The 23,527-nt window shown below is 66.1% G+C and carries 19 protein-coding genes; 12 read left to right on the forward strand and 7 right to left on the reverse strand.

Annotated features, from left to right (window positions below; all coding sequences use genetic code 11):
- The first annotated feature begins 338 nt into the window (after positions 1–338).
- From dnaA to J2R80_RS05560, 8 genes are all read left to right on the forward strand, one after another.
- Complete coding sequence (gene dnaA / locus J2R80_RS05525) at positions 339–1,769, forward strand: chromosomal replication initiator protein DnaA (RefSeq protein ID WP_057015334.1); 1,431 nt, start codon at positions 339–341, stop codon at positions 1,767–1,769.
- Between the two features lie 264 nt (positions 1,770–2,033).
- Complete coding sequence (gene dnaN, locus J2R80_RS05530; protein WP_074126563.1) at positions 2,034–3,152, forward strand: DNA polymerase III subunit beta; 1,119 nt, start codon at positions 2,034–2,036, stop codon at positions 3,150–3,152.
- Between the two features lie 78 nt (positions 3,153–3,230).
- On the forward strand, positions 3,231–3,596 hold the full coding sequence (locus J2R80_RS05535; RefSeq protein ID WP_253640933.1) for an endonuclease domain-containing protein: 366 nt from the start codon (positions 3,231–3,233) through the stop codon (positions 3,594–3,596).
- A gap of 73 nt (positions 3,597–3,669) precedes the next feature.
- Entirely contained in the window at positions 3,670–4,806 is a 1,137-nt protein-coding gene (gene recF / locus J2R80_RS05540; protein ID WP_092080951.1) for a DNA replication/repair protein RecF, read from the forward strand.
- Between the two features lie 485 nt (positions 4,807–5,291).
- Positions 5,292–7,727: a DNA topoisomerase (ATP-hydrolyzing) subunit B gene (gene gyrB / locus J2R80_RS05545; RefSeq protein ID WP_018269243.1), complete on the forward strand. Its 2,436-nt coding sequence runs from the start codon at positions 5,292–5,294 to the stop codon at positions 7,725–7,727.
- Positions 7,728–7,891: 164 nt separating this feature from the next.
- Positions 7,892–9,184 (forward strand): UDP-N-acetylglucosamine 1-carboxyvinyltransferase, encoded by a 1,293-nt coding sequence (murA, locus tag J2R80_RS05550; protein WP_168856623.1) that lies wholly within the window; start codon positions 7,892–7,894, stop codon positions 9,182–9,184.
- A gap of 57 nt (positions 9,185–9,241) precedes the next feature.
- Positions 9,242–10,639, forward strand: coding sequence for an MATE family efflux transporter (locus J2R80_RS05555; RefSeq protein ID WP_057015328.1), 1,398 nt, complete (start codon positions 9,242–9,244; stop codon positions 10,637–10,639).
- On the forward strand, positions 10,636–11,109 hold the full coding sequence (locus J2R80_RS05560) for a DUF2867 domain-containing protein (protein ID WP_076824534.1): 474 nt from the start codon (positions 10,636–10,638) through the stop codon (positions 11,107–11,109). Before J2R80_RS05555 ends, J2R80_RS05560 begins: the two co-directional genes overlap by 4 nt.
- A 14-nt stretch (positions 11,110–11,123) precedes the next feature.
- Here J2R80_RS05560 and J2R80_RS05565 read toward each other — a convergent pair whose 3' ends face one another.
- Positions 11,124–12,263, reverse strand: a complete 1,140-nt coding sequence (locus J2R80_RS05565; protein ID WP_253638151.1) for an aromatic acid exporter family protein — start codon at positions 12,261–12,263, stop codon at positions 11,124–11,126.
- Positions 12,264–12,425: 162 nt separating this feature from the next.
- Between J2R80_RS05565 and J2R80_RS05570 the strand changes: the two genes are divergently transcribed.
- Positions 12,426–13,796: an MmgE/PrpD family protein gene (locus J2R80_RS05570; protein WP_057015325.1), complete on the forward strand. Its 1,371-nt coding sequence runs from the start codon at positions 12,426–12,428 to the stop codon at positions 13,794–13,796.
- 273 nt (positions 13,797–14,069) lie between these two features.
- Here J2R80_RS05570 and J2R80_RS05575 read toward each other — a convergent pair whose 3' ends face one another.
- The 4 genes from J2R80_RS05575 to J2R80_RS05590 all read right to left on the reverse strand — a co-directional run bounded on the left by J2R80_RS05575 (position 14,070) and on the right by J2R80_RS05590 (position 17,909).
- The gene (locus J2R80_RS05575; RefSeq protein WP_253638152.1) at positions 14,070–14,360 is read right to left on the reverse strand and encodes a DUF1330 domain-containing protein; all 291 of its coding nucleotides are present in this window, start codon (positions 14,358–14,360) and stop codon (positions 14,070–14,072) included.
- A 129-nt stretch (positions 14,361–14,489) separates the two neighbouring features.
- Complete coding sequence (locus J2R80_RS05580) at positions 14,490–15,917, reverse strand: serine hydrolase (RefSeq protein WP_253638153.1); 1,428 nt, start codon at positions 15,915–15,917, stop codon at positions 14,490–14,492.
- 311 nt (positions 15,918–16,228) lie between these two features.
- Positions 16,229–17,302 (reverse strand): helix-turn-helix domain-containing protein, encoded by a 1,074-nt coding sequence (locus J2R80_RS05585; RefSeq protein WP_253638154.1) that lies wholly within the window; start codon positions 17,300–17,302, stop codon positions 16,229–16,231.
- A 31-nt stretch (positions 17,303–17,333) separates the two neighbouring features.
- Entirely contained in the window at positions 17,334–17,909 is a 576-nt protein-coding gene (locus J2R80_RS05590) for a GNAT family N-acetyltransferase (RefSeq protein WP_253638155.1), read from the reverse strand.
- 293 nt (positions 17,910–18,202) lie between these two features.
- Here J2R80_RS05590 and J2R80_RS05595 point away from each other — a divergent pair, with 293 nt between their 5' ends.
- From J2R80_RS05595 to J2R80_RS05605, 3 genes are all read left to right on the forward strand, one after another.
- Entirely contained in the window at positions 18,203–19,120 is a 918-nt protein-coding gene (locus J2R80_RS05595) for a pirin family protein (protein WP_028335539.1), read from the forward strand.
- 99 nt (positions 19,121–19,219) lie between these two features.
- Positions 19,220–20,134, forward strand: a complete 915-nt coding sequence (locus J2R80_RS05600; protein ID WP_253638156.1) for a phosphoribosylaminoimidazolesuccinocarboxamide synthase — start codon at positions 19,220–19,222, stop codon at positions 20,132–20,134.
- A gap of 260 nt (positions 20,135–20,394) precedes the next feature.
- On the forward strand, positions 20,395–21,201 hold the full coding sequence (locus J2R80_RS05605; RefSeq protein WP_253638157.1) for a crotonase/enoyl-CoA hydratase family protein: 807 nt from the start codon (positions 20,395–20,397) through the stop codon (positions 21,199–21,201).
- 255 nt (positions 21,202–21,456) lie between these two features.
- Here J2R80_RS05605 and J2R80_RS05610 read toward each other — a convergent pair whose 3' ends face one another.
- Both J2R80_RS05610 and J2R80_RS05615 read right to left on the reverse strand, forming a co-directional pair.
- On the reverse strand, positions 21,457–21,852 hold the full coding sequence (locus J2R80_RS05610; RefSeq protein WP_253638158.1) for a hypothetical protein: 396 nt from the start codon (positions 21,850–21,852) through the stop codon (positions 21,457–21,459).
- Between the two features lie 109 nt (positions 21,853–21,961).
- The gene (locus J2R80_RS05615; protein WP_057015317.1) at positions 21,962–23,458 is read right to left on the reverse strand and encodes an NAD-dependent succinate-semialdehyde dehydrogenase; all 1,497 of its coding nucleotides are present in this window, start codon (positions 23,456–23,458) and stop codon (positions 21,962–21,964) included.
- Positions 23,459–23,527: the final 69 nt, after the last annotated feature.

Genomic DNA, 23,527 nt, shown 5'->3' on the forward strand with positions numbered 1-23,527 from the left:
GCTGACAACTTGCCGCGATACGTCGCGGCGGGAGGGGGAGGTCATATGGCTTACGGTATCATCACTGCAGTCGAACCAACGACAGCCGAAGCGCAAATTTCCAGTGGTGCCGTAATCAACCCCTCGGACGTCAGCTCCCACCCGAAGCGTCCGTCGAGTACGCGCTGACCTCGCGGGGCGCATCTTCTCCAAACAGCTGATCTGTCGGGTGGCGCATGGACGCCACACGGGAGAGCTTTGTCCGGAGCAGACCGCGCCCGCTAGAGGTCGCGCCGCGGCAGGAAACCTGCACGGCGCTTTCGCAACGATTATCTCTCAGACTTGGAAGTACGAAGGCAATGACGAACACGGAACAGGATCGCTGGTCGCGGGTGAAGGGACGTTTGCGGACGAGCGTTGGCGAGGACGTCTACACGAGCTGGTTCGCTCGGATGGATCTGGAGAGCGTGCACGACGAGAGCGTGCACCTGTCGGTTCCGACCCGGTTCCTCAAGAGCTGGATCCAGGCGCACTATGCCGAACGCGTGCTCTCCTGCTGGCAGGCCGAGATGCCCGAAGTGCATCGCATCGACCTCACCGTGCGCTCGGCAATCCGCGCGACGGCTCCGGTGAAGGAAACGGTTGCGCCCGTCGAAGTGCGCCGCATCGAGCGCACTGACGGCCGGCTCGTGCCTGAACTGCGCTCGGTTGCGACCGCGCCGGTGTCCGCGAGCCACGACGCGCTCGGCGGCTCGCCGCTCGATCCGCGCCTGACCTTCGCCAGCTTCGTCGTCGGCAGGTCCAACACGCTGGCTCATGCGGCGGCCCGCCAGGTCGCGGAAGGTCGCCGCGGCGATCCCGTGATGTTCAACCCGCTCTACATTCATGCCGGCGTCGGCCTCGGCAAGACGCATCTGCTGCAGGCGGTGACCTGGGCCGGCAATTCCGGCGGCGAGCGCAAGGTGCTGTATCTCACCGCCGAGAAGTTCATGTACGGCTTCGTCGCGGCGCTGAAGACGCAGACGGCGCTGGCCTTCAAGGAGGCGCTGCGCGGCATCGACGTGCTGGTCATCGACGATCTGCAGTTCCTGCAGGGCAAGTCGACGCAGGCCGAGTTCTGCCACACGCTGAACGCGCTGATCGATGCCGGCCGCCAGGTTGTGATCGCAGCCGACCGTCCGCCGTCGGATCTGGAAAGCCTCGACGACCGCGTGCGCTCGCGGCTCGCCGGTGGCCTCGTGGTCGAGATGGGCTCGCTCGGCGAGGAACTGCGGCTCGGCATCCTGAAGTCGCGCGTCGCCGCCGCCCGCGCCCACCATGCGAGCTTCGATGTACCGGAGGAAGTGCTCGACTATCTGGCGCGCACCATCACCCATAACGGCCGCGACCTTGAAGGCGCGATCAATCGCCTGCTGGCGCACTCCAAGCTCAACAACCAGCCGGTGACGCTGGAGATGGCCGAGCGCGAGGTGCGCGACCTGATCCGCCCACAGGAGCCGAAGCGGATCAAGATCGAGGACATCCAGCGCGTGGTCGCCCGGCAGTACAATGTCAGCCGCTCCGACTTGCTGTCGTCCCGCCGTACCGCCAATGTGGTACGCCCGCGCCAGGTCGCGATGTATCTGGCGAAGACGCTGACCTTGCGCTCGCTGCCGGAGATCGGCCGGCGCTTCGGCGGCCGCGACCACACCACGGTGTTGCACGCCGTGCGCAAGATTGAGGCACTGGTAGCCAAGGACACGGCGCTGTCGGAGGAAGTCGAATCGCTGAAGCGCCAGCTGCAGGAATAGGGCCGCTTCATCCGGCCGGATCGTTCCATAGCCCTCCCCTCGCCAAAGGGGAGGGCTAAACTTTTTTCCGACCCAAAACGTGGGGAACGGGGCTCGTTTCGCGCCCGTATCCCTTGCACCGGCCGCCCATCCGCGCCACCTTGCGGTCCCCCCGTGGGTTTGATCAAATCCGGTATTGATCCGGCTTTTCGGGTTTCCAATGCCGCGGTGCTGCCCTGAACGGCCGCCCGGCTTTTCCATCTGAGGGATCTGGCGGGTATTGCAATGAAGGTCACCGTCGAGCGCGCGCAACTCCTGAAATCGCTGGGTCACGTTCACCGCGTGGTCGAGCGCCGCAACACCATCCCGATCCTCGGCAACGTGTTGATCCGCGCCGAGGGCGCCAAATTGTCGCTGAAGGCGACCGACCTCGACCTCGAGGTGACGGAGACCTTGGCCGCCGAGACCGGAACCGCCGGCTCGACCACGGTGCCCGCGCACATGTTCTACGACATCGTCCGCAAGCTGCCCGACGGCTCGCAGATCGTGCTGGAAGCCGACGGCGACCGCTCGGTGCTGGCCGTGCGTGCCGGCCGCTCGCGCTTCACGCTGCAGACCCTGCCCGAGAGCGACTTCCCGGGCCTTGCCGCCGGCGACATGACGCATTCGTTCTCGCTGCCGGCGTCCGACATCAAGCGCCTGATCGACCGCACGCAGTTCGCGATCTCGACCGAAGAGACCCGCTACTACCTCAACGGCATCTATCTGCACGCGGCCGGCAGCGCCAAGGCGGCGACCCTGCGCGGCGTTGCGACCGACGGTCACCGGCTGGCGCAGATCGACCTCGCGCTGCCCAAGGGCGCAACCGGCATGCCCGGCGTGATCGTCCCGCGCAAGACGGTCGGCGAGGTGCAGCGGCTGATCGAGGGCGACGACGCCGAGATCTCGATCGAGCTGTCGGACGGCAAGATCCGCTTTACGCTCGGCAACGTGGTGCTGACCTCGAAGCTGATCGACGGCACCTTCCCGGACTATGGCCGCGTCATCCCGCAGAACAACGATAAGGAACTCGTCGTCGACAAGAAGGATTTCGAGGCCGCCGTCGACCGCGTCTCGACGATTTCCAGCGAACGCGGCCGCGCGGTGAAGCTCGCGCTGTCCGCGGGCAAGCTGGTGCTCTCGGTCACCAACCCGGATTCCGGCAGCGCCACCGAGGAGCTCGAGGTCGAGTACGCCTCCGACGCGCTCGATATCGGCTTCAACTCGCGCTATCTGCTCGACATCGCCGCCCAGATCGAGGGCGAGGTCGCAGTGCTGAAGCTCGCCGATCCCGGCTCGCCGACCCTTGTGCAGGACCGCGACAGCAAGGGCGCGCTCTACGTGCTGATGCCGATGCGGGTGTGATGACCCTCTCTTCACGAGCAACTGCACCCTCTCCCCTTGTGGGAGAGGGTGGCGCCGCAGGCGCCGGGTGAGGGGTTGGTGCCGCGAACGCCGCACCATCGACCGACCGATGAACGCCTCCGCAGCTTCGCAAAGAAGATGCGCCGGGAGCCGACTGACGCGGAAGCGAAGATGTGGCGCCTGCTGCGCGATCGGCGCCTGTCGCACTTGAAATTTCGAAGGCAGGTTCCATTTCGAAATTACATTCTCGACTTCGCGTGTTTCGAGGAGCGCCTCGCCATCGAGATCGACGGCGGTCAGCACGCTTCGTCGCCGCGTGATGCATCCAGGACTGACGCGCTTGCGGCGGAAGGCTTTCAGGTCTTGCGCTACTGGAACAATGACGTATTGCGGACGCCCGGGGCGGTGCTGGAAGACATTGTCGCCAAGCTTGCCGAGCTGTGAGATACCCCTCACCCGTCGCCTCACTTCGTGAGACGCCACCCTCTCCCACAAGGGGAGAGGGGAAGGAAGAGAAATGACCCCGTCCCGCATTCACCGCCTGTCGCTGACGCATTTCCGCAATTACCGGACGGCGACGCTGCAGGTCGCCGGCGACATGGTGGTGCTGGTCGGGCCGAACGGCGCCGGCAAGACCAATTGCATGGAAGCGGTCTCGTTTCTGTCGCCGGGCCGCGGCCTGCGCCGCGCGACGCTGGAGGACATCGCCGACAACCAGGGCGACGGCTCCTGGGCGGTCTCGGCCGAAGTCGAGGGCGCGCTCGGCCTTGCGACGCTCGGCACCGGTATCGATCCGCCGACCGGTGACGCCGGTAACACAAGGCGCTGCCGCATCGACCGCGAACCGGTGGGGTCCGCAACCGCGTTCGGCGATCATCTGCGCATCGTGTGGCTGACGCCGGCGATGGACGGCCTGTTCATGGGCGCCGCCTCGGAGCGGCGGCGCTTCTTCGACCGCCTGGTGCTGGCGATCGATTCCGAGCATTCCAGCCGCGTCTCCGCGCTGGAGCGATCGCTGCGCTCGCGCAACCGGCTGCTCGAGGTGCGCAACTATGACGACCATTGGTGTGATGCGATCGAGCGCGAGACCGCCGAGCTTGCGGTCGCGGTTGCCGCATCACGCGGCCAGACCGCCGCCAAGCTCGCCGTGATGCTGCGCGAGCGCGGCGCGGCCTCGGCCTTCCCCTCCGCCGAGATCATGCTCGACGGCTGGATGGAGAATGCGCTGCTGCAGGAGCCTGCAACGGCGGTGGAGGACCGCTACCGCGAGATCCTGCGCGCCAGCCGGCCGCGCGATGCCGCCGCCGGGCGCACGCTCGACGGCCCGCATCTGACCGATCTGCAGGTGGTCTACGCGCCGAAGAACATGCCGGCGCGTGACGCCTCGACCGGCGAGCAGAAGGCGCTCCTGATCGGGCTGGTGCTGGCGCACGCCACGATGGTCGCGGAGATGACCGGCATCGTGCCGCTGCTGCTGCTCGACGAGGTCGTCGCCCATCTCGATCCGAACCGCCGCAAGGCGCTGTTCGACGAGCTCGCCAAGCTCGGCGCGCAGGTCTGGATGACCGGCGCCGATCCCGCGGCGTTCGTCGATATCGGCCCGCGAGGAGAGATTTTCGACGTCGAATCCGGCCGCGCCACGCGGCGCGGCTGATTGGCTAGTCTAGGGCAATCTGAAGCGATGGCGCCGTCGCAGAGCGCATTGCCAAAATATCGAAAACAACCCCATGCAAAGTGGCCAGCGGCGGCAGGCGTTCGACCAAGCAGCTTGACACGTCGGGCAACTCAGGAACAATATTCTAATATTCCGAAATTACGCGAGCATCCCTCGCCCCGGTTCGCCCTGCCCAGCGGGGAGAAGCGAACCTCCGAAGTCGCTCCAATTCAGCTTGGTCTCATCATGTTTCTGGCGGCGCAGAATCGGCCTCGATAGGGGCTCCGAATCCGCCACCGAATCGGGCTTTTCAAAGCCCTCGGAATCCGCCTTTGAAAGCCTTGAAACAGGCCTAAAAAATCCTATTTATTCAATAGTTTGTAGATGGAGACTTTGCGCTAGGCGCAACCCCTCTTTCATGGCACAAATAGCGGAATCAGCGCCTCATATTGCGCGGCTGATTCGGATATCCTCGAAGGCCTCACATGACTGAACCTGCCCGGCAGACCCCTGCCGAATCTGAGCATCCCGTTCCGGCCGAATATGGCGCGGAATCGATCCGGGTGCTGAAGGGCCTCGACGCCGTCCGCAAGCGCCCCGGCATGTATATCGGCGACACCGACGACGGTTCCGGCCTGCACCACATGGTCTACGAGGTCGTCGACAATGCGATCGACGAGGCGCTGGCGGGCCACGCCAGCCGCGTCCTGGTCACCCTCAACGCCGACAATTCCGTCACCGTGTACGACGACGGACGCGGCATACCGGTCGGCATCCACAAGGAAGAGGGCGTCTCGGCAGCCGAGGTCATCATGACCCAACTGCACGCCGGCGGAAAATTCGACCAGAACTCCTACAAGGTTTCCGGCGGCCTGCACGGCGTCGGCGTCTCCGTCGTCAACGCGCTCTCCAGCAAGCTCGCGCTGCGGATCTGGCGCGACGACAAGGAGCACTACATCGAATTCGCGCACGGCGATGCCGTGGCGCCGCTCAAAGTGGTCGGCGATGCCCCAGGCAAGCGCGGCACCGAGGTCACCTTCCTCGCCTCGGTCGAGACCTTCAAGAACATCGAGTATGATTTCGCGACGCTCGAGCACCGGCTGCGCGAGCTCGCCTTCCTCAATTCCGGCGTCAACATCGTGCTCTCCGACATGCGTCACGCGGTCGAGAAGCGCGAGGAGATGCACTATTCCGGCGGCGTCGAGGAATTCGTCAAATATCTCGACCGCAACAAGAAGGCGATCGTGCCGGCACCGATCATGGTGCGTTCGGAAGCCAACGGCATCGGCGTCGAGGCGGCGCTGTGGTGGAACGACAGCTACCACGAGAACGTGCTGTGCTTCACCAACAACATCCCGCAGCGCGACGGCGGCACCCATCTGGCCGGCTTCCGCGGCGCGCTGACGCGCCAGGTCAACGGCTATGCCGAGGCCAATGCGAAGAAGGAAAAGATCGCGCTGACCGGCGACGATTGCCGCGAAGGCCTCACCGCGGTGCTGTCGGTGAAGGTGCCCGATCCGAAATTCTCGTCGCAGACCAAGGACAAGCTGGTGTCCTCGGAGGTTCGACCGGTGGTCGAGAACGTCCTGAACGAGGCACTGGCCGCCTGGTTCGAGGAGAATCCGAAGGAAGCCAAGGAGATCGTCGGCAAGGTGATCCAGGCCGCCGCGGCCCGCGAGGCTGCGCGCAAGGCCCGCGAGCTGACCCGCAAGAATCCGCTCAGCGTCTCCTCGCTGCCCGGCAAGCTCGCCGACTGCCAGGAGAAGGACCCGGCCAAATCCGAACTGTTCATCGTCGAGGGCGACTCGGCAGGCGGCAGCGCCAAGCAGGGCCGTAACCGCGAATTCCAGGCGGTGCTGCCGCTGCGCGGCAAGATCCTCAATGTCGAGCGCGTCCGTCCCGACAAGATGCTGTCGTCCGAGCAGATCGGCACGCTGATCACTGCGCTCGGCACCGGCATCAGTGACGATTTCTCGGTCGACAAGCTGCGCTATCACAAGATCATCGTGATGACCGACGCCGACGTCGACGGCGCCCACATCCGCACCCTGCTGCTGACCTTCTTCTATCGTCAGATGCGCTCGATCATCGATGGCGGTTATCTCTATATCGCCCAGCCGCCGCTCTATAAGGTCTCGCGCGGCAAGTCCGAGCAATACCTGAAGGACGAGCGCGCCCTCGAGGACTACCTGATCTCGACCGGGCTCGACGAATGCGTCTTCAAGCCGGCCTCCGGCGACGACCGCTCGGGCCGTGATCTGCTGTCGCTGGTCGAGGACGCCCGGGTGATCCGCTCGGTGTTGCGCAACCTGCACAGCCGCTATAATCGCGCCGTCATCGAGCAGGCCGCGATCGCGGGCGTGCTCAATCCCAGGATCACCGGCGACATCGCCACCGCCAATTCGGCGGCCGAATACATCGCCAAGCGGCTGGACGCCGTGGCCGAAGAAGTCGAGCGCGGCTGGATCGGCACCTTCACGGAGGGCCAGGGGTTCCAGTTCGAGCGCACCGTGCGCGGGGTCAGGGAATTCGCCGTGATCGACGACGCCTTTCTCGGCTCGGCCGACGCCCGCAAGCTCGATGAGTATGCGACCGAACTGCAAGAGATCTACGTGCGCGCGGGCAAGCTGCGGCGCAAGGATGCCGAGCAGATCATCCACGGCCCGATCGACCTGTTCGAGGCCGTGACCGACGCCGCCCGCAAGGGCATCTCGCTGCAGCGCTACAAAGGTCTCGGCGAGATGAACCCGGAGCAGCTCTGGGAGACCACGCTGGACACCGAGGCGCGCTCGCTGCTGCAGGTGAAGATCAAGGAGGTCGACGAGGCCGACGATATCTTCACCAAGCTGATGGGCGACGTGGTCGAGCCGCGCCGTGAGTTCATCCAGGACAATTCGCTCAGCGCAACCATCGACATCTAGGTTCCGCGCACGGCCAAGCGGGTGTGCGCTTTTCGGCGCCGTCGCGGCGCTACCTTTCGTGTGGAAGCTGCGCCGCCAGTTGTGTTACGGTGCCGGACGGCCGTTGATTCCGTTGCGGAATTTCCAATGGCCCAGTCTGAATGATGCGTTAGGGGACATTCCGCGTGCCGCCGATCCAATACATCGTCGAAGGCGGCCGCCGCCTTTCGGGCACCATCGAGCCGTCGGGCAACAAGAACTCCGCGCTGCCGATCATCGCCGCGGCACTGCTCACCGAGCACCCGGTCACGCTGACCAACGTGCCGCGCATCCGCGACACCGAAACGCTGGTCGAATTGTGCCGCTCGGTCGGCGCCACCGCCGAATGGACCGAGCGCAACACGCTGCAGATTCATGCCAGGGAGATCCGCGCCGCCGATCTCGATCCGGCGCTGTGCGCGCGCATCCGCGCCTCGATCCTGCTCGCAGGCCCGCTGCTCGCCCGCTGCGGCGAGGTCGCGCTGCCGCCGCCCGGCGGCGACGTGATCGGCCGCCGGCGGCTCGACACGCACTTCCTGGCCTTCGAGCAGCTCGGCGCCACCGTCACCGCGACGCACCGGCTCGAATTCCGCGCCACGCGGCTGAAGGGCGCCGACGTGTTCCTCGACGAGCCCAGCGTCACCGCGACGGAGAACGCGCTGGTCGCCGCGGTCGCCGCCCGCGGCACCACCTATCTGCGCAACGCGGCCTCCGAGCCGCATGTGCAGGACCTCGCCAATTTCCTGATCGCGCTCGGCGCCAGGATCGAAGGCGTCGGCACCAACACCATCATCGTGCACGGGCCGACAACGCTCGGCAGCACGACTTTCGCGATCCAGCCCGACCATATCGAGGTCGGATCGTTGATCGGGCTCGCCGCGGTGACCCGCTCGCCGCTGCGCATCGCGCGCGCCGGCGTCGAGCATCTGCGCTCGATCCGGATGGGTTTTGAGCGGCTCGGCATCGTCTGCGGCGTCGAGGGCGACGACCTCGTCGTACCGTCCGGCCAGACCATGAAGATCCAGGACGATTTCGGCGGCCATGTGCCGAAGCTTGAGGACCAGCCCTGGCCGGCCTTCCCGGCCGACCTGATGTCGATCGCGATCGTCACCGCGACACAGTGCGACGGTGTCATCCTGATGCACGAGAAGATGTTCGAATCCCGGATGTTCTTCGTCGACAACCTGATCGCGATGGGTGGCCGCATCGTGCTGTGCGACCCGCACCGCGCGATCGTCGCCGGCCCCAGCCGGCTGCGCGGCGCGCCGATGAACTCGCCCGACATCCGGGCCGGTATGGCGATGCTGCTGGCCGCGGTGTGTGCCGAGGGCACCTCCACAATCAACAACGCCGACCAGATCGAGCGCGGCTATGAGCGGATCGATGAGCGGCTCAACGCCCTCGGCGCCAAGATCAGGCGGATTCCCGCGCGATCGTGATTCCCTGCGGCAGCTTGGCCATCCTTCCGGCCGGTTTGCCGTGCTAAGCGTGCCGTCATGACCTGCATCGACAAGATCGACCCGGCCGCGCCGAACGCGGCCGTTGTCGTCCCTCGCAACCTGTTCACGGCCGAGCTCGCGGAAACGCTGAAGCTCGCGGTGCCGCTCGCGCTGACGCAGCTCGGGCAGATCGCGATGATGACGACCGATCTCGCCTTCATCGGCCGGCTCGGCAGCGAAAACGTCGCCGCCGCGGCGCTGGCGCACACCGTGTATTTCGTCAGCTTCACCATTGGCATGGGCATGATGTCGGCGGTCTCGCCCCTGGCCGCGCAGGCGTTCGGCGCGCGCAACCCGCGCGTGATGCGGCGCGCGCTCCGCGTCGGCCTGTGGGCCGGCTTCTTCATGGTGCTGCCGCTGATGGCGCTGCCGTTCCAGGGCGAGCGCATCCTGCTTATGCTCGGCCAGACCCAGGCCACCGCGCATCTGGCGCAGCAATATCTGTTCGGTCTCGCCTGGGGCATCCTGCCGGCGCTGTGGTTCATCGCACTCCGCGGCTTCATGAGCGCGGTGAACCGGCCGGAGCCCGTGCTGTGGATCACGCTCGCGGCGATCCCGGCCAATGCGCTGATGGTCTACCTGTTGCTCTACGGCAAATGGGGCATGCCCGAACTCGGCATGTTCGGCGCCGGGCTTGCGACCACGATCGTCAATCTCGGCACCTTCCTTGCCGGCGTGTGGTTCGCGGCGCGCCGCCGCCCGTTCCGCAAGTACCACGTATTCAGCCGCGTCTGGCGCATCGACTGGCCGCTGATGGGCAAGCTGGTCGCCGTCGGCGCGCCGATCTCGATCGCCTTCTTGCTGGAGTACGGCCTGTTCGGTGCGGCCGGCCTGCTCATGGGGCTGATCAGCACCACGGCGCTGGCCGCGCACCAGATCGCGCTGCAGATCGCGGCGATCCTGTTCATGGTGCCGTTCGGCGTCAGCATGGCCGCTACCGTGCGGGTCGGCCAGGCCGTCGGCCGCCGCGATACCGACGCGGTGCAGCGCGCCGGCTTTGTCGCGATCGCGCTCAGCGGCATCTTCATGAGCATCATGACGTTCGCGGTGATCCTGGCCCGCTTCGAGATCGCGGCGCTGTTCCTCGGCGAGGCCTCCGATACCACCGCGCAGCTCACCGCGGCGCTACTGTTGATTGGCGCGACCTTCTTCATCGCCGACGGCATCCAGACCACCACCGCGGGCGCGCTGCGCGGCATGAACGACACCCAGGTGCCGCTGCTGTTTGCCGTCATCAGCTATTGGCTGATCGGCTTCGCGTCGGCCTCAGCGCTCGCCTTCTGGGTCAAGCTCGACGCCGCCGGTGTCTGGATCGGGCTGTCGCTCGGGACGGCGGTCTATGCGACCCTCCTTGTCTTGCGTTTCCGCCTGCTGGCACGCAGACTGGGCAAATGAGGGTCGACGAGGTCACGCCGAACGTGGATTCCGCCGCGCTGCTCGCCGGCGCGCAGTTCGTCGACGCGTTCCGCATCGCGACCGCGCGCCCCGACCTCGATGCGCGGCACGCCGCCGAGGCGATGGTGGCGCGGCAGCCGCGCTGGATCGAATGGCTGCTTGCCCTGCGTAATTTCATCGTCGCGCCGCTTGGCCTGAAAACCTCAGGCGCAGCCGACGGCGCGACACGCGACATGATCGGGATCTTTCCGGTGGTCAGCGAGACGCCGGAGCGGCTGGTCGCGGGCTTCAACGACAAGCATCTCGACTTCCGGCTCGTCGTCGACGTCGCCTCCGCGGGAGCTGTGCGCAGCATTACCGCGACCACGCTGGTGCTCACCCACAACTGGTTCGGGCGCGCCTATCTCGCGGTGATCCTGCCGTTCCATCGCCTGATCGTGCCCGCGATGCTGCGCAAGGCCGGACGCTGAAGTAGTACTCGATCTCAAGCCGCGCTCTTCTCCGGCGTGTCGGCGACGATCTTCTCGGAGGCGTCGGCGTTGGTGCACCAATTGCCGTGGCAGCGCTTGAGGTCATTGAGATTCTGCCGCATCTGGTCGAGCGAGAAGCCGAGCGCGTAGAAGCGCTCGGCGGCATCGACCGGCAGGCCGCGGATCAGGCCATCCCTGCGGACCGCGGCGACCTCCTCGCTATAGGCATGCAACGCCGCATCGACCGGCGCCATGTCGGCCGGGCCGCTGCCGGCGCGCAGAGCGGTCGCGACCGCCACCATGTAAGTCACGATCGCCTTGCTGACGTCGGCCAATGGCCGCGCCAGCCTCGCCTGGATATCGGCCGGCAGCGGCACCACGCAGGCCCGCCCGATCATCACGACGTCGTGCCGCAGCCGCTGGATGGTCCGCAGCAACGGGCCGGTGTCCGGTCCCGACGACAGATGCATCGAGCGCTCGCGCTCGGCCTCGAGGCCGGTCGCGTGCAGATTGCTCACCGCGGTGCCGATGCCGTCCTGGATCCGGTGCAGCGCGTCGTTGTCGAGGCCGCGGGTCAGGCCGGCGAGCAATTCGGCGAACGCCGCCGACAGCAGCTCCAGCAGGTTCGATGCATTGACCCTGATCTGACTGACCGCGCGCGACGGCAGCACCAGGAACGAGATCAAAAGCCCGGTGAGCGCGCCGACCGTCACCTCGAGGACGCGGTCGATCGCGGAATCCAGCGGGTTGGAGTGATGCATCGTCGGCAGCAGCAGCACGATCACTGCCGTCACGGTCGCAGAGTTCAGACTCGGATTGAGCGCGGCGATGAAGGCCAGCGGCACGATCGCCAGCACCAGCAGCGCCAGCAGGCTGCCCTCGCCGGAATGCGGGATCAACACCGCGATCGCGCCGCCATAGACGGCGCCGCCGATAGTGCCGAGCATGTAGTCGCGGCTGGCCTTCAGCGAGCGGCCGACGCTCATCTGGGTCACGATCAGCGAGGTCAGCACCGCCCAGAGCGGCAGCATCAGGTTGAGCGCCAGCGCGATGGTATAGGCCGCCACGCCGGCGGACGCGATCCGGACCGCCAGCGCCAGCTGCGTCTTGCGAGCCCAGAGCTGGTCGAACATGCGTTTTGCGAAGGTCCTCATGCACCGTGATCCGCAATCAAAGGAAAGGCCCGTGTTACATGACTTGAAGCTAACCGACCTGAAGCTAACCGATCTGGAGCATGGCAGCTGCCCGCGGCGGCAAGGTGGCTTGAAAGGCCTGACCTGCCCGCCTACCCTGCGCCGCAAAATTGAGGAAACACGATGGCCCACGAAACCGCAACGCTCGCCGCCTATGTCGCCGACCTGAAATATTCCGACATTCCGCCGGAGGTGCTGGAGCGCGCCAAGGTTTTGACGCTGGATTTCCTCGGCAGCACCATCCGCGCCCGGCGCGATGCGGAATCGACGCCGTCGCTGATGAAGATGCTGGAGGCGCTGGCGCTCGACGGCAAGGGCGAGGCCACCGTATTCGGCGACACCAAGACCTGGACCCCGGCGGTCGCGGCGCTGCTCAACGGCGCGCTCGGCCATTCGCTCGACTTCGACGACACCCATGCCGATTCCTCGCTGCATCCGAGCGCACCGGTGGTGCCCGCCGCGTTTGCGGTCGGCGAGATGGTCGGCGCCTCCGGCCGCGACGTGCTGACCGCGATCGTCGCCGGCTATGAAGTGTGCTGCCGGCTCGGCAACGCACTCGACCCGACCTCGCATTACGCCCGCGGCTTCCATCCGACCGCGACCGCCGGCACCTATGGCGCTGCCGCGGCGGCGGCCAAGCTGTTCGGCCTGTCGAAGGAGCAGATCGTTTCCGCGTTCGGCGTCTCCGGCAGCCAGGCCGCGGGCTCGCTGCAATTTTTGGTCAACGGCGCCTGGAACAAGCGCTACCAGGTCGGTGCCGCCGCGATGAACGGCGTGATCGCCGCGACCCTGGCGCGCAACGACTTCATCGGCTCGAGCGAGTCGGTCGAAGGCAAGCACGGCCTGCTGGTCGGCTACAGCGACGATGCGCATCCGGACAAGGCGGTGGCGGACTTGGGCCACACCTACGAGACGCTGAAGATCGGCGTGAAGCCGTATCCGAGCTGCCGCTACACCCACGCCGCGATCGACGCGCTGATCGCGATGCGGCGCGAGCACAACCTGACGCCGGACCAGATCAGGAAGGTCGAGATCGGTCTGCACCGCAACGGCATCACGCTGACCGGCGACGCCGCCACCAAGCGCCACCCGACCTCGGTGGTCGGCGGCCAGTTCTCGATGTTCTTCACCGGCGCGATCGCGCTCGACCAGGGCCATTTCGGCTGGGACGACTACGACCGGCTGGGCGACAAGGCCATCGACGCGCTCGCCGACAAGTTCGACGTGGTGCAGGACGACCGGCTCGAGGTCGGCCGCACCCATCCGTTCGGCGCCCGCGTCTCGATCACGACAGATGACGGCACCCATGAGCGCCTCTATGCCGATCCCTCCGGCGAGCCGACCTCGTTCCCCGATGCAAAGGCGATGCAGCAGAAGTTCCTGACGCTGGCCCGCCCGGTGCTCGACAAGCGCGCCGACCAGCTCGCCGACGCCATCCTGACGCTGGAGCGCTTCGATCGCGTGGAGAAGGCGACGCAGCTGGGAAGGCAGTAAGCAGGCCGTCGAGGCGCAGGCTGCACGCCACGCCCACAGCTGTCGTCCTGGCGAAAGCCAGGACCGATAACCACCGCATTTGATCATGAAGGGGATCGTGGCCCCAGCGTCGCGCAACAAGTCTCATTTGGGGTAATGGGTCCCGGCCTTCGCCGGGACGACGACGGCGGGGATGCGTCGTAATTCAAGAAGTCAAACAGCGCGGTGTCATCGCCCGCGTGGCGAAATGGATTCCGGGCTCATGCTTCGCATGCCCTGGAATGACGGCGCGTCCTACTCCGCTCCATCGATAATCACAAAATCCCCCTCCGAGTATTTCTGCCGGACCGCCTTCGCGGCCTGATATTCAGGGCAGGTGTAACATTCCATCGCAGTGGCGCGATCCCTGAACTCGATGACGAAGTTGCGCTGGCGCGTTGCGCCTTCCATCACCTCATAGGGGCCGTTGCGCACGATGAAATTGGCGCCGTATCTGGCGAATACCGGCATCGCGGCGGCGAGATATTCGGGATAGCGGGCTTCATCGTGAACCGTGACGTGCACGATCCAGTAGGCTTTCGGCATGATGGTCTCCGGTTGACGCGTGCTTCAAGAAACTATGGCGCGCCTCCTCGCGAGATGCGCCACAGCATCAGAAAATTCCGGAGGCCGAGATTCAATTCACGATCGCGAGGGTGTTGTGTGACATGCCGGTCAATTGCCGCCCGCGAGCCGCGCACTTGCGGACGTCGCTGTGACGACGTCACGGACCAGATCGAACACGCCGTCCGCCTCGGGCGGCATGTTCGGCGAGCGGCCGAGGCGGACGATGACGAGGTGCTGCGACGGCACGATAATCACATATTGCCCGATCGTGCCCTTGGCGAAGAAGGCATCGCGCGGCCAGCCGTGCTCGACACGGAAGCGAGCGCCAAAGCTGTCGCCGAGATTGGTCCAGAAGCCCGCGCCATAGCCGACCCAGGCATTCGGCGTCGGCGATGCCGAGTATTTCACCCAGCCCTCGGGCAGGATACGCTTGCCGCCGGCCACGCCGTCATTGAGATAGAGCTGACCCAAGCGCGCCCAGTCGCGCGCGCTCGCCATCATCGCGCCCGATCCTTCCGGCGTGCCCGCAGCATCGAACTGCATCACGACATTGCGCATGCCGAGCGGTCCGAACAGCTCCTCACGCGCGAAGCGCATCACATCAGTCGCATGCCCGCCGGCGGCGTTGCGGATCAGGTGCGAGAGGATCAGGTAGTTGCCGTCGTGATAGTTCCAGACCCGGCCGGGCGCGCTCTCCAGCGGAGCGCTCTCGGCGAAGGCGGCCATATCCGATTCCATGAACTTCATGCGGTTGACCGGCTCGAGCACGGATGCCAGCGACGCCTGCAGCGAACTGCCGAGTGCGAGGCCCGCGGTGTGGCGCAACAGCTCGTCGACCGTGATCGCGTGGCGCGGATCGTCAGGATTCCGCCAGGCCGCGATTGGGACCGGCTGGTCGCGCGTCAGCCTGCCCTCGCGCACCAGGATTCCGATCAGCGCCGAGATCACCGATTTGGTCGCGGAGAAACCGAGCAGCGGCGTGTCGGTGCCAACGCCGGCGGCGTAGCGCTCGGCGACGATGCGGCCGTCCTTCATCACGACGACAGCGCGGGTGCGGCGGAACGGCGGCTCGGCCGGCTCGGCAAAGGCGCGGTCGAGCGCAGCCGCAAGCTGCGGGGTTTGCGGCGCGACGAGCGCGGGGCCGGCGATCTCGGGCAGCAGCGCGGCCTGCGGCCTCAAAGGCGGCAACGCAGTCTCGCCCAGCGTCTCGTCATGTTCGAGCGTGCAGCCCATGCCCTCGCGATAGACCGCATGGCTGCGGCCAAGCCCGAACAGCGTCACGGTGACGTCCTTGCGGTCGAGGTCGACCTCGGTGTCCATCGCCCAAGTGATCAGGCCGGCCCCCGGCATCGCGTCAGTGGTCTCGGTCAGGTTTCGCCTGGGGTCGAGCCCGCTGACGAAGGTCTCCGAGCAGATCACGTTGGCGACAAAGCCGGTCGCGACCTCAGGCACATCGCGGGCGCGGGCGGCGGACAGCGCCAACGCACCGAAGGCGGTGGTGGCGGCGAGAATGAGAAAGAGCTTTCGACGGGTCACGGGATCCTCCGGCATGGCGCAACGGGCGCGTGGCCGGATCGGGCCGCCGGGGACGGGAGAGCGCTCGCCGGATTTGGAAATCGGGCTGGTCGAGGATTGGAGGCGACTGGTCGATTCTGGAATTCTACAGCGATTACAAGGGCCTGTAATCGCGACGCCTCTTAGGTGGCGCGGACGAAGTCCGCGACGGATGAGGGGTCTCTCTCTATCCGAGGAGACAAACCCCTCACCCGGCTTCGATGCTACCGCATCGAATCCACCCTCTCCCACAAGGGGAGAGGGTGCAGCGGTATCCGCCGCAAGCAGGACATCTACACCGCGCTTGCCTTCAGCTTCCGGTACTCTGTCGGGGTCACGCCGGTCGTCGCCTTGAAGGCGCGGTTGAAGGGGCCGAGCGACTGGAAGCCGGCGTCCATGGCGATGGTGATGACCGGGACTTCGGCTTGGGAGGGATCGGCGAGCGCCGCCTTGGCCTCCTCGATCCGGTGGTTGTTCAAGAAGACATTGAAGTTGCGGTAGCCGAGCCGCTGGTTGATCAGCCGTCGGAGACGATATTCGGGGATTTTCAACCGGGTCGCCAGCGCGCCGATGGTGACGTTGTCATGGCGGTAGATCCGCTCGTCCGCCATCAGCCGCATCAGGGCATCGACCAGCTTGCGGTCGGCCGCCTCCTCGGCCGCGGCCGGCTTCGTCGGCACGACGGCCTCCGCCGGCACCGTGAACAGGTCGGCGCCGTCGACGCGCACCATCGCCCAGGTGATTGCGGCCACGATGGCGGTGAGCACGGCCGCGTTCACCAGGTTGGCCCATTCCACGGTTACGCGGCTGCCGGCATAGGCAATCTGCAGCAGCGCGTTCATTCCGCCGTACAGCGCAGAGGCGGCGACGATGAAGACGCGGACACGTCGGCGGCGCTCGACCAGGTCCGCCGACCACGATCCGATGGTTTGCGCCACCGCGAGCGCAACGAAGACGAGCGTGAGCGAATTGACCATGGTGATCGCGATCCGCGCGTGACCGGCGGGTGCAATCCACATGCAACTGACGAAGCTGTAGGCCACGACCGCGGCCCAGATCAGGCCGTGCCACCAGCGCAGCTGAAACGCGTCATCGAACAGCGCGCGCGTGAACAGCCAGAACACCACGATATCGCCGGTCGAGAGCGCGATCAGTGGCGCATGCCAGTCCGAGACCGGCGGCCCGGCACCGATCGACGCGGTCACCGCATGCGCGGCCGAACCGAGCGCGAAGGCGGCTGCAAGGCGCCCGGAAAGCGCCTTACGAAAATCAGTCAGCAGCAAGGCGGCAAGCACCAGCAGCAGCGCCACGCTGGCGCTGCGCAGGCAGAGTTCAAGTGCAGGCCAATGTGAAGCAGCCGATGTCATCGCCGAACAATCGTCGGTCGGACGTGGTTTTTCAAGATGGCTCGCGCTGCCAGCGTTGACGCGACGTCACCCAGATATCGACGACATCACCCTCGAGCTGGCTCGGCCCCTCATTCACGGCACCTAGCCGCCGCGCCACGGCCTGGGAAGCTGCGTTGGCCGGATCGATGCAATGGATAATGCGGTCGACCGTGAAGTTCGCGAACACAAAGTCGATCGCGGCACGCGCCGCTTCCACCGCATAGCCCTTGCCGCGATGCTCTTTGGCGATGCCCCAGCCGACCTCGAAGCCGGGCCATTCCGGCGGATAATACGGGCCAACGCGGCCGATGTAGCGGCTGGAAGATTTCTCGTCCACCGCGAACATGCCGAAGCCGTGCAGCGCCCAGTGGCCCGAGATGACGGCGGCATTGCGCCAGCCCTTCAGCTCAGACGTGACCGGCTGGTGATCCGGCGTAATGAAGCGCGCCGTCTCGGGATCGGACAGCATTTTCGTGTTCTCAGCGACATCGGATGCGCGCCACGGGCGCAGGATGAGCCGCGCGGTCTCGATCACGGGACCGTCGACCTGCAGCAGACTTGCGCCTGGCTTGATCAGAGAAACCATGACTGTCTCCGGTTTCCAAGTTTGAACTTGCTGCCATCGAGAGCAGGTGCAAGCCACAAGTAATTCGTCGTCCCTGCGAAAGCAGGGACCCATAACCACCGATGTGTGTTGCTAGCGAAAGCTGGGGCCCCAGCCTTCGCAAGACTAGCATCGGTGGTTATAGGCCCCGGCTCGCGCGGAGCCTGTCATCGGGCGGCGCTTCGCGCCAACCCGTTGGCTTGGCCGGGACGACGGATAGAGAGTATGATCACGGCAAAAGAGTATCATCGCTACACTACTGTAAGGAGTCCGACATGAGCTGGCAGCCCTCGACCGATCCCGAACTCGGCGATCCCAAGACCTGCGACGCGCTGGATCTGATCATCGTGCCGCGCACCCGCGATCTCGGCGACGGCTTTGCGGTGCGCCGCGCGCTGCCGCACGGCAAGCGCCAGATGGTGGGACCCTTCATCTTCTTCGACCATTTCGGGCCGGTGCAGTATCTCGCCGGCAAGGGCATGGACGTGCGGCCGCATCCGCATATCGGGCTCGCCACCGTCACCTATCTGTTCGACGGCAGCATCATGCACCGCGACAGCGAGGGCAACATCCAGGAGATCCAGCCCGGCGCGATGAACCTGATGACCGCAGGCCGCGGCATCGCGCATTCCGAGCGCACACCCGACGTGCAGCGCCGCGACGGCCAGAAGATGCTGGGCCTGCAAAGCTGGATCGCGCTGCCGGCGGGCAAGGAGGAGATCGCGCCGTCGTTCCAGCACTATGGCGCCGGCGATCTGCCGATGATCTCCGAGCGCGACTTCACCGCGCGCATCATCGCGGGCTCGGCATTCGGCATCACCTCGCCGGTCAGCATGGTCTCGCCCTGGTTCTACACCGAGGTGACCGCGAAGGCCGGCACCTCGGTGCCGCTCGACCCCGATCACGAGGAACGCGCGATCTACCTCGTCGACGGCGAGGTCGAGATCGCGGGCGACCGCCACGAGGGGCCGAGGCTCCTGATCTTCCGGCCCGGCGACCGCATCACCGTCAAGACGCTGCGGCCGACCCGAATGATGTTCCTCGGCGGCGACGCCCTGGAGGGGCCGCGCCATATCTGGTGGAATTTCGTCTCGTCATCCAAGGAGCGGATCGAGCAGGCCAAACAGGACTGGAAAACCGGCCGTTTCGCGCAGGTTCCGCACGAACACGAGTTCATTCCGCTGCCGGAGTGAGCTAATTCCTGTGATAATCTCGAACGCCCGCACGGCCGCGTGCGGGCGCTCGTCTTTGCAAGCCACCTATTTTGAAAAGCCACCTAGAAAGATCACGCCATGACCGCGATGCTATCCAGCGATTTGCCCCTGTCCCGGATCGGCCGCGGCAAGGTGCGCGATATCTACGCCGTCGGCGACGATCGTGTGCTGCTGCTGACCACCGATCGCATCTCGGCATTCGACGTGGTGATGGCGGAAACCATACCGATGAAGGGCGCGGTGCTGACCCAGATCAGCGCCTGGTGGTTCCGGCAGCTCGAGGGCTCCGTGCCGCATCACATGATCAGCGCCGATGCCGACGAGATCATCCGCGCCGTGCCTGAACTGAAGGACCATCGCGCCGACATCCTCGGCCGCGCGATGCTGTGCAAGCGCACCACCGTGTTCCCGATCGAAGCCGTGATCCGCGGCTACATCTCCGGCTCGGCCTGGAAGGAATACGCGGCCGAGGGCACGCTTGCCGGCGAGAAGCTGTCGGCCGGCCTGGTCGAGAGCCAGAAGCTCGAACCCGCGATCTTCAGCCCGGCGACCAAGGCCGAGGCCGGCCATGACGAGAACATCACGGTTAAGCGGGTGCGCGAGATCGTCGGTGCCGACGTCGCCGCGACGCTGGAGAAGATGGCGCGCGACGTCTATGGCTACGGCGAGCAGACCAGCCGCGCCCGCGGCATCATCATCGCCGACACCAAGTTCGAGTTCGGCCGCGACAAGGACGGCCGCATCATCCTGATCGACGAGGTGATGACGCCGGATTCGTCGCGCTTCTGGGCGGTCGATGCCTACAAGCCCGGCCAGCCGCAGCCGAGCTTCGACAAGCAGCCACTGCGCGACTATCTCGACGTCGAGCGCCGCGCCGGCCGCTGGAACGGCGATGCGCCCGCTCCGCCGCTGCCAGCGAGCGTGGTGGATGCGACGAGCAAGCGGTATCTGGAAGCGTATCGCCGCGTGACGGGAAGCGAGCTGAAGGTTTAGCTGCACCGTCGGCGCGTTCGCTCTTTCACCGTCACCCTGAGGAGGCCGCAACGCGGCCGTCTCGAAGGGTCGACGGCCCGGCTGGTGGCCGATTCATCCTTTGAGGCTGGCTCCGCTCGCACCTCGGGATGACGGGGAATGAGCGGTGCACGCTTCGCTTTGCCCACCCTGCGGAATTGCGCTGTCTGTCGTGGGATTGCAACGAACTCGCCTCTGATGCCACTCTCCGGGCACAACAAGAACAGCCCAGGGAGCGCCCCATGTCCGATGCCGATACCGTGCTCGTCGAGCGCGACGGTCCTGTCACCATTATCTCCATCAACCGTCCGCACAACCGCAACGCCGTCGATGGCGCCACCGCGCGCAAGCTGTATGACGCGTTTCTCGCCTTCGATGCTGAAGCGAGCGCATCGGTCGCGGTGTTCACCGGCACCGGCGGCTATTTCTGCGCCGGCGCCGATTTGAAGGCGGTGGCGGCGGGCGATCCCGAGAAGAAGCGCGAGGTCGGCGGCCACGACACGATCGCGCCGATGGGACCGAGCCGGCTGCGGTTGTCGAAGCCGGTGGTCGCCGCGATCGAAGGCGTTGCGGTCGCCGGCGGCATGGAGCTCGCGCTGTGGGCCGACATGCGCGTCGTGGCCGAGGACGCAACCTTCGGCGTGTTCTGCCGCCGCTTCGGCGTGCCGCTGATCGATCTCGGCACCATCCGCCTGCCGCGACTGATCGGCCATTCGCAGGCCATCGACCTGATCCTCACCGGACGCCCGGTCGGCGGCGCTGAAGCCCACCGCATGGGGCTCGCGAACCGGCTGGTGCCGAAGGGCGAGGCCCGCGCCCACGCCATCGCGCTCGCCAAGGACATCGCGAAATTCCCGCAGAACTGCCTGCGCGCCGACCGCCTGTCGGCGCTGCGGCAGTGGGACCTCGACGAGGAAGAGGCGATCAGAAACGAGATGCGCGGCGGGCTTGAGGTGATCGCCTCGGGCGAAACGCTGTCGGGCGCGGCGCGCTTTGCCTCCGGCGTCGGCCGTCACGGCGCCTTCGGCAGTGAGAGCGGCCACGGCTGAAGATTACGTCTCGCTAGCCTTCTCCTTTTCCTGAAAGGGGGAAGGTCGGGATGGGTGAGCCGCAGGCGATGCCGTATGCGGAGAGAGCTGATCCCCACCCGCTTGCTCTGACGAGCAAAGCGACCTCCCCTTTTCAGGGGAAGGTAATGCGGAGAGACTCCGGATTTCGCTTCGCTTCATTCGGGCTACGAAGGCGAGAACTACAGCGACCCGCGGCTTTCGCTCGCCGCAAGCTGACCCATCAGCGCCTTGTCGTCATAGCGCGCGAGCGAAAGGCTGCGGGCGAAGACTGGCACGGGCGCGCCGACCACAGCGCGGGCGCAGAGGTCGCCGGTGGCGCGGGCGCCCATCGTACAGCGCGGTGGCGTGGAACACGCTTGGCGTCTTCGCCGCCCCGATCAGTGGCCAATTCTCTCTCGTCATCGGATAGTAGCCGCCGTAATGCACGCGGTCGCGCGGCAGCGCGCCGAGATAGTGCGCGAGCTTTGGCTGCAGCCGGCTCGCCGCGCGCAGCACGACTTCGGGGAAATAGGGATTCAGTTCCGGCTCGCGAACCGGCTCGGTGATCTGTTCCGCGTTGAACGCCCAGCCGAGCTTGATCCACTCGCCGTGATCGCCGCCGTCGGGCCGGCAATGGATGCTGCCCGGCATGCCCCCCACCCCAACCGTCTCCCCGCAAGAACGGGGAGAGGGTGCGCAGCGGCAGTTGCCGTCACGATACGGCCTAATCTCGCTACACTCTCAAAGGTAATGACGGCGATCAGACGCCGGCCATCATCACGTATTTGATCTCGACATATTCCTCCATGCCGTGGCGCGAGCCTTCGCGGCCGAGGCCCGATTCCTTGACGCCGCCGAACGGCGCCACTTCGGTCGTGATCAGGCCGGAGTTGACGCCGACCATGCCCGACTCCAGCGCCTCGGCGACGCGCCAGACGCGGCCGATGTCGCGCGAATAGAAGTAGGAGGCAAGGCCGAACGGTGAGGCATTGCACATCGCGATCACGTCGGCCTCGTCCTTGAAGCGGATCACCGGCGCGAGCGGGCCGAAGGTCTCTTCGTGCGACACCAGCGCGTCCGGCCGCACATCCGACAGCACCGTGGGCTCGAAGAAGCTGCGGCCGAGCGACGAACGCTTGCCGCCGGTGACGATCTTGGCGCCGCCCTTCACCGCATCGGCAATGTGCCGTTCGACCTTCTCGATCGCCTCCATGTTGATCAGCGGCCCCTGCGTCACGCCCTGCTCCGTGCCGTCGCCGATCTTCATCTCCGCGACCTTCTTCGACAGCTTCGCGACGAACGCGTCGTAGATCTTGTCCTGTGCATAGAGACGGTTGGCGCAGACGCAGGTCTGGCCCATGTTGCGATACTTCGAGACGATGGCGCCTTCGACGGCGGCATCGATATCGGCGTCGTCGAACACCACGAACGGCGCGTTGCCGCCGAGCTCGAGGCCGAGCTTCTTCACGCCGACCGACGCCTGCCGGTACAGGATCTTGCCGACCTCGGTCGAGCCGGTGAAGCCGACGAAGCGCACCGCCGGATGCTCGCACAGCACCTTGCCGATCGGCGGCGCATCACCGGTGATGATGTTGAACACGCCCTTCGGCACGCCGGCCTTCTCGGCCAGCGCAACGAGCGCGAGCGCGGACAGCGGCGTCTCGTTGGCGGGCTTCAGCACCACGGTGCAACCGGCCGCCAGCGCCGGCGAGACTTTGCGGGTGATCATCGAGTTCGGGAAATTCCATGGGGTGATGGCGCCGCAGACACCGATCGGCTGCCGGATCGCGAGCAGACGCGCGTCCGGACGCTGGGTCGGGATCGTCTCGCCATAGACGCGACGCGCCTCTTCCGCGAAGAATTCGACATAGGCGGCGCCGATATCGACCTCGCCGAGCGCTTCCGCCAGCGGCTTGCCCTGCTCGGAGGTCAGGATCAGCGCAAGGTCCTCGCGGTTGGCGATGATCAGATCAAACCACTTGCGCAGGATGTTGGAGCGCTGTTTCGCGGTCAGCTTGGCCCAGGCCGGAAACGCGCGCTCGGCGGCCTCGACGGCCTTGGTCGCGTCATCGGCGCTCAGCTGCGGGATCTTGATCAGCTCGACGCCGGTCGCCGGATTGTTGACGGCGAATTCGGGGCTGCCGACCCAGGCGCCATCGATATAGCAGCGGTCGCGCAGCAGCGAGGGGTCCTTCAGGCGGCTCTGCAGGGAGGATGCTGCGGATTGGGTGGCGCGTGCGGCGACGGGCGGGGTCATGGCGTTACTCCTGTCATTTCTGGAATTTCTTGGGGGTGTTCACCGCCTATATAGGCGGAAAGCCGCTGC

The sequence above is a fragment of the Bradyrhizobium sp. USDA 4541 genome (genome assembly GCF_024171085.1).
Taxonomy (GTDB): domain Bacteria; phylum Pseudomonadota; class Alphaproteobacteria; order Rhizobiales; family Xanthobacteraceae; genus Bradyrhizobium; species Bradyrhizobium australafricanum.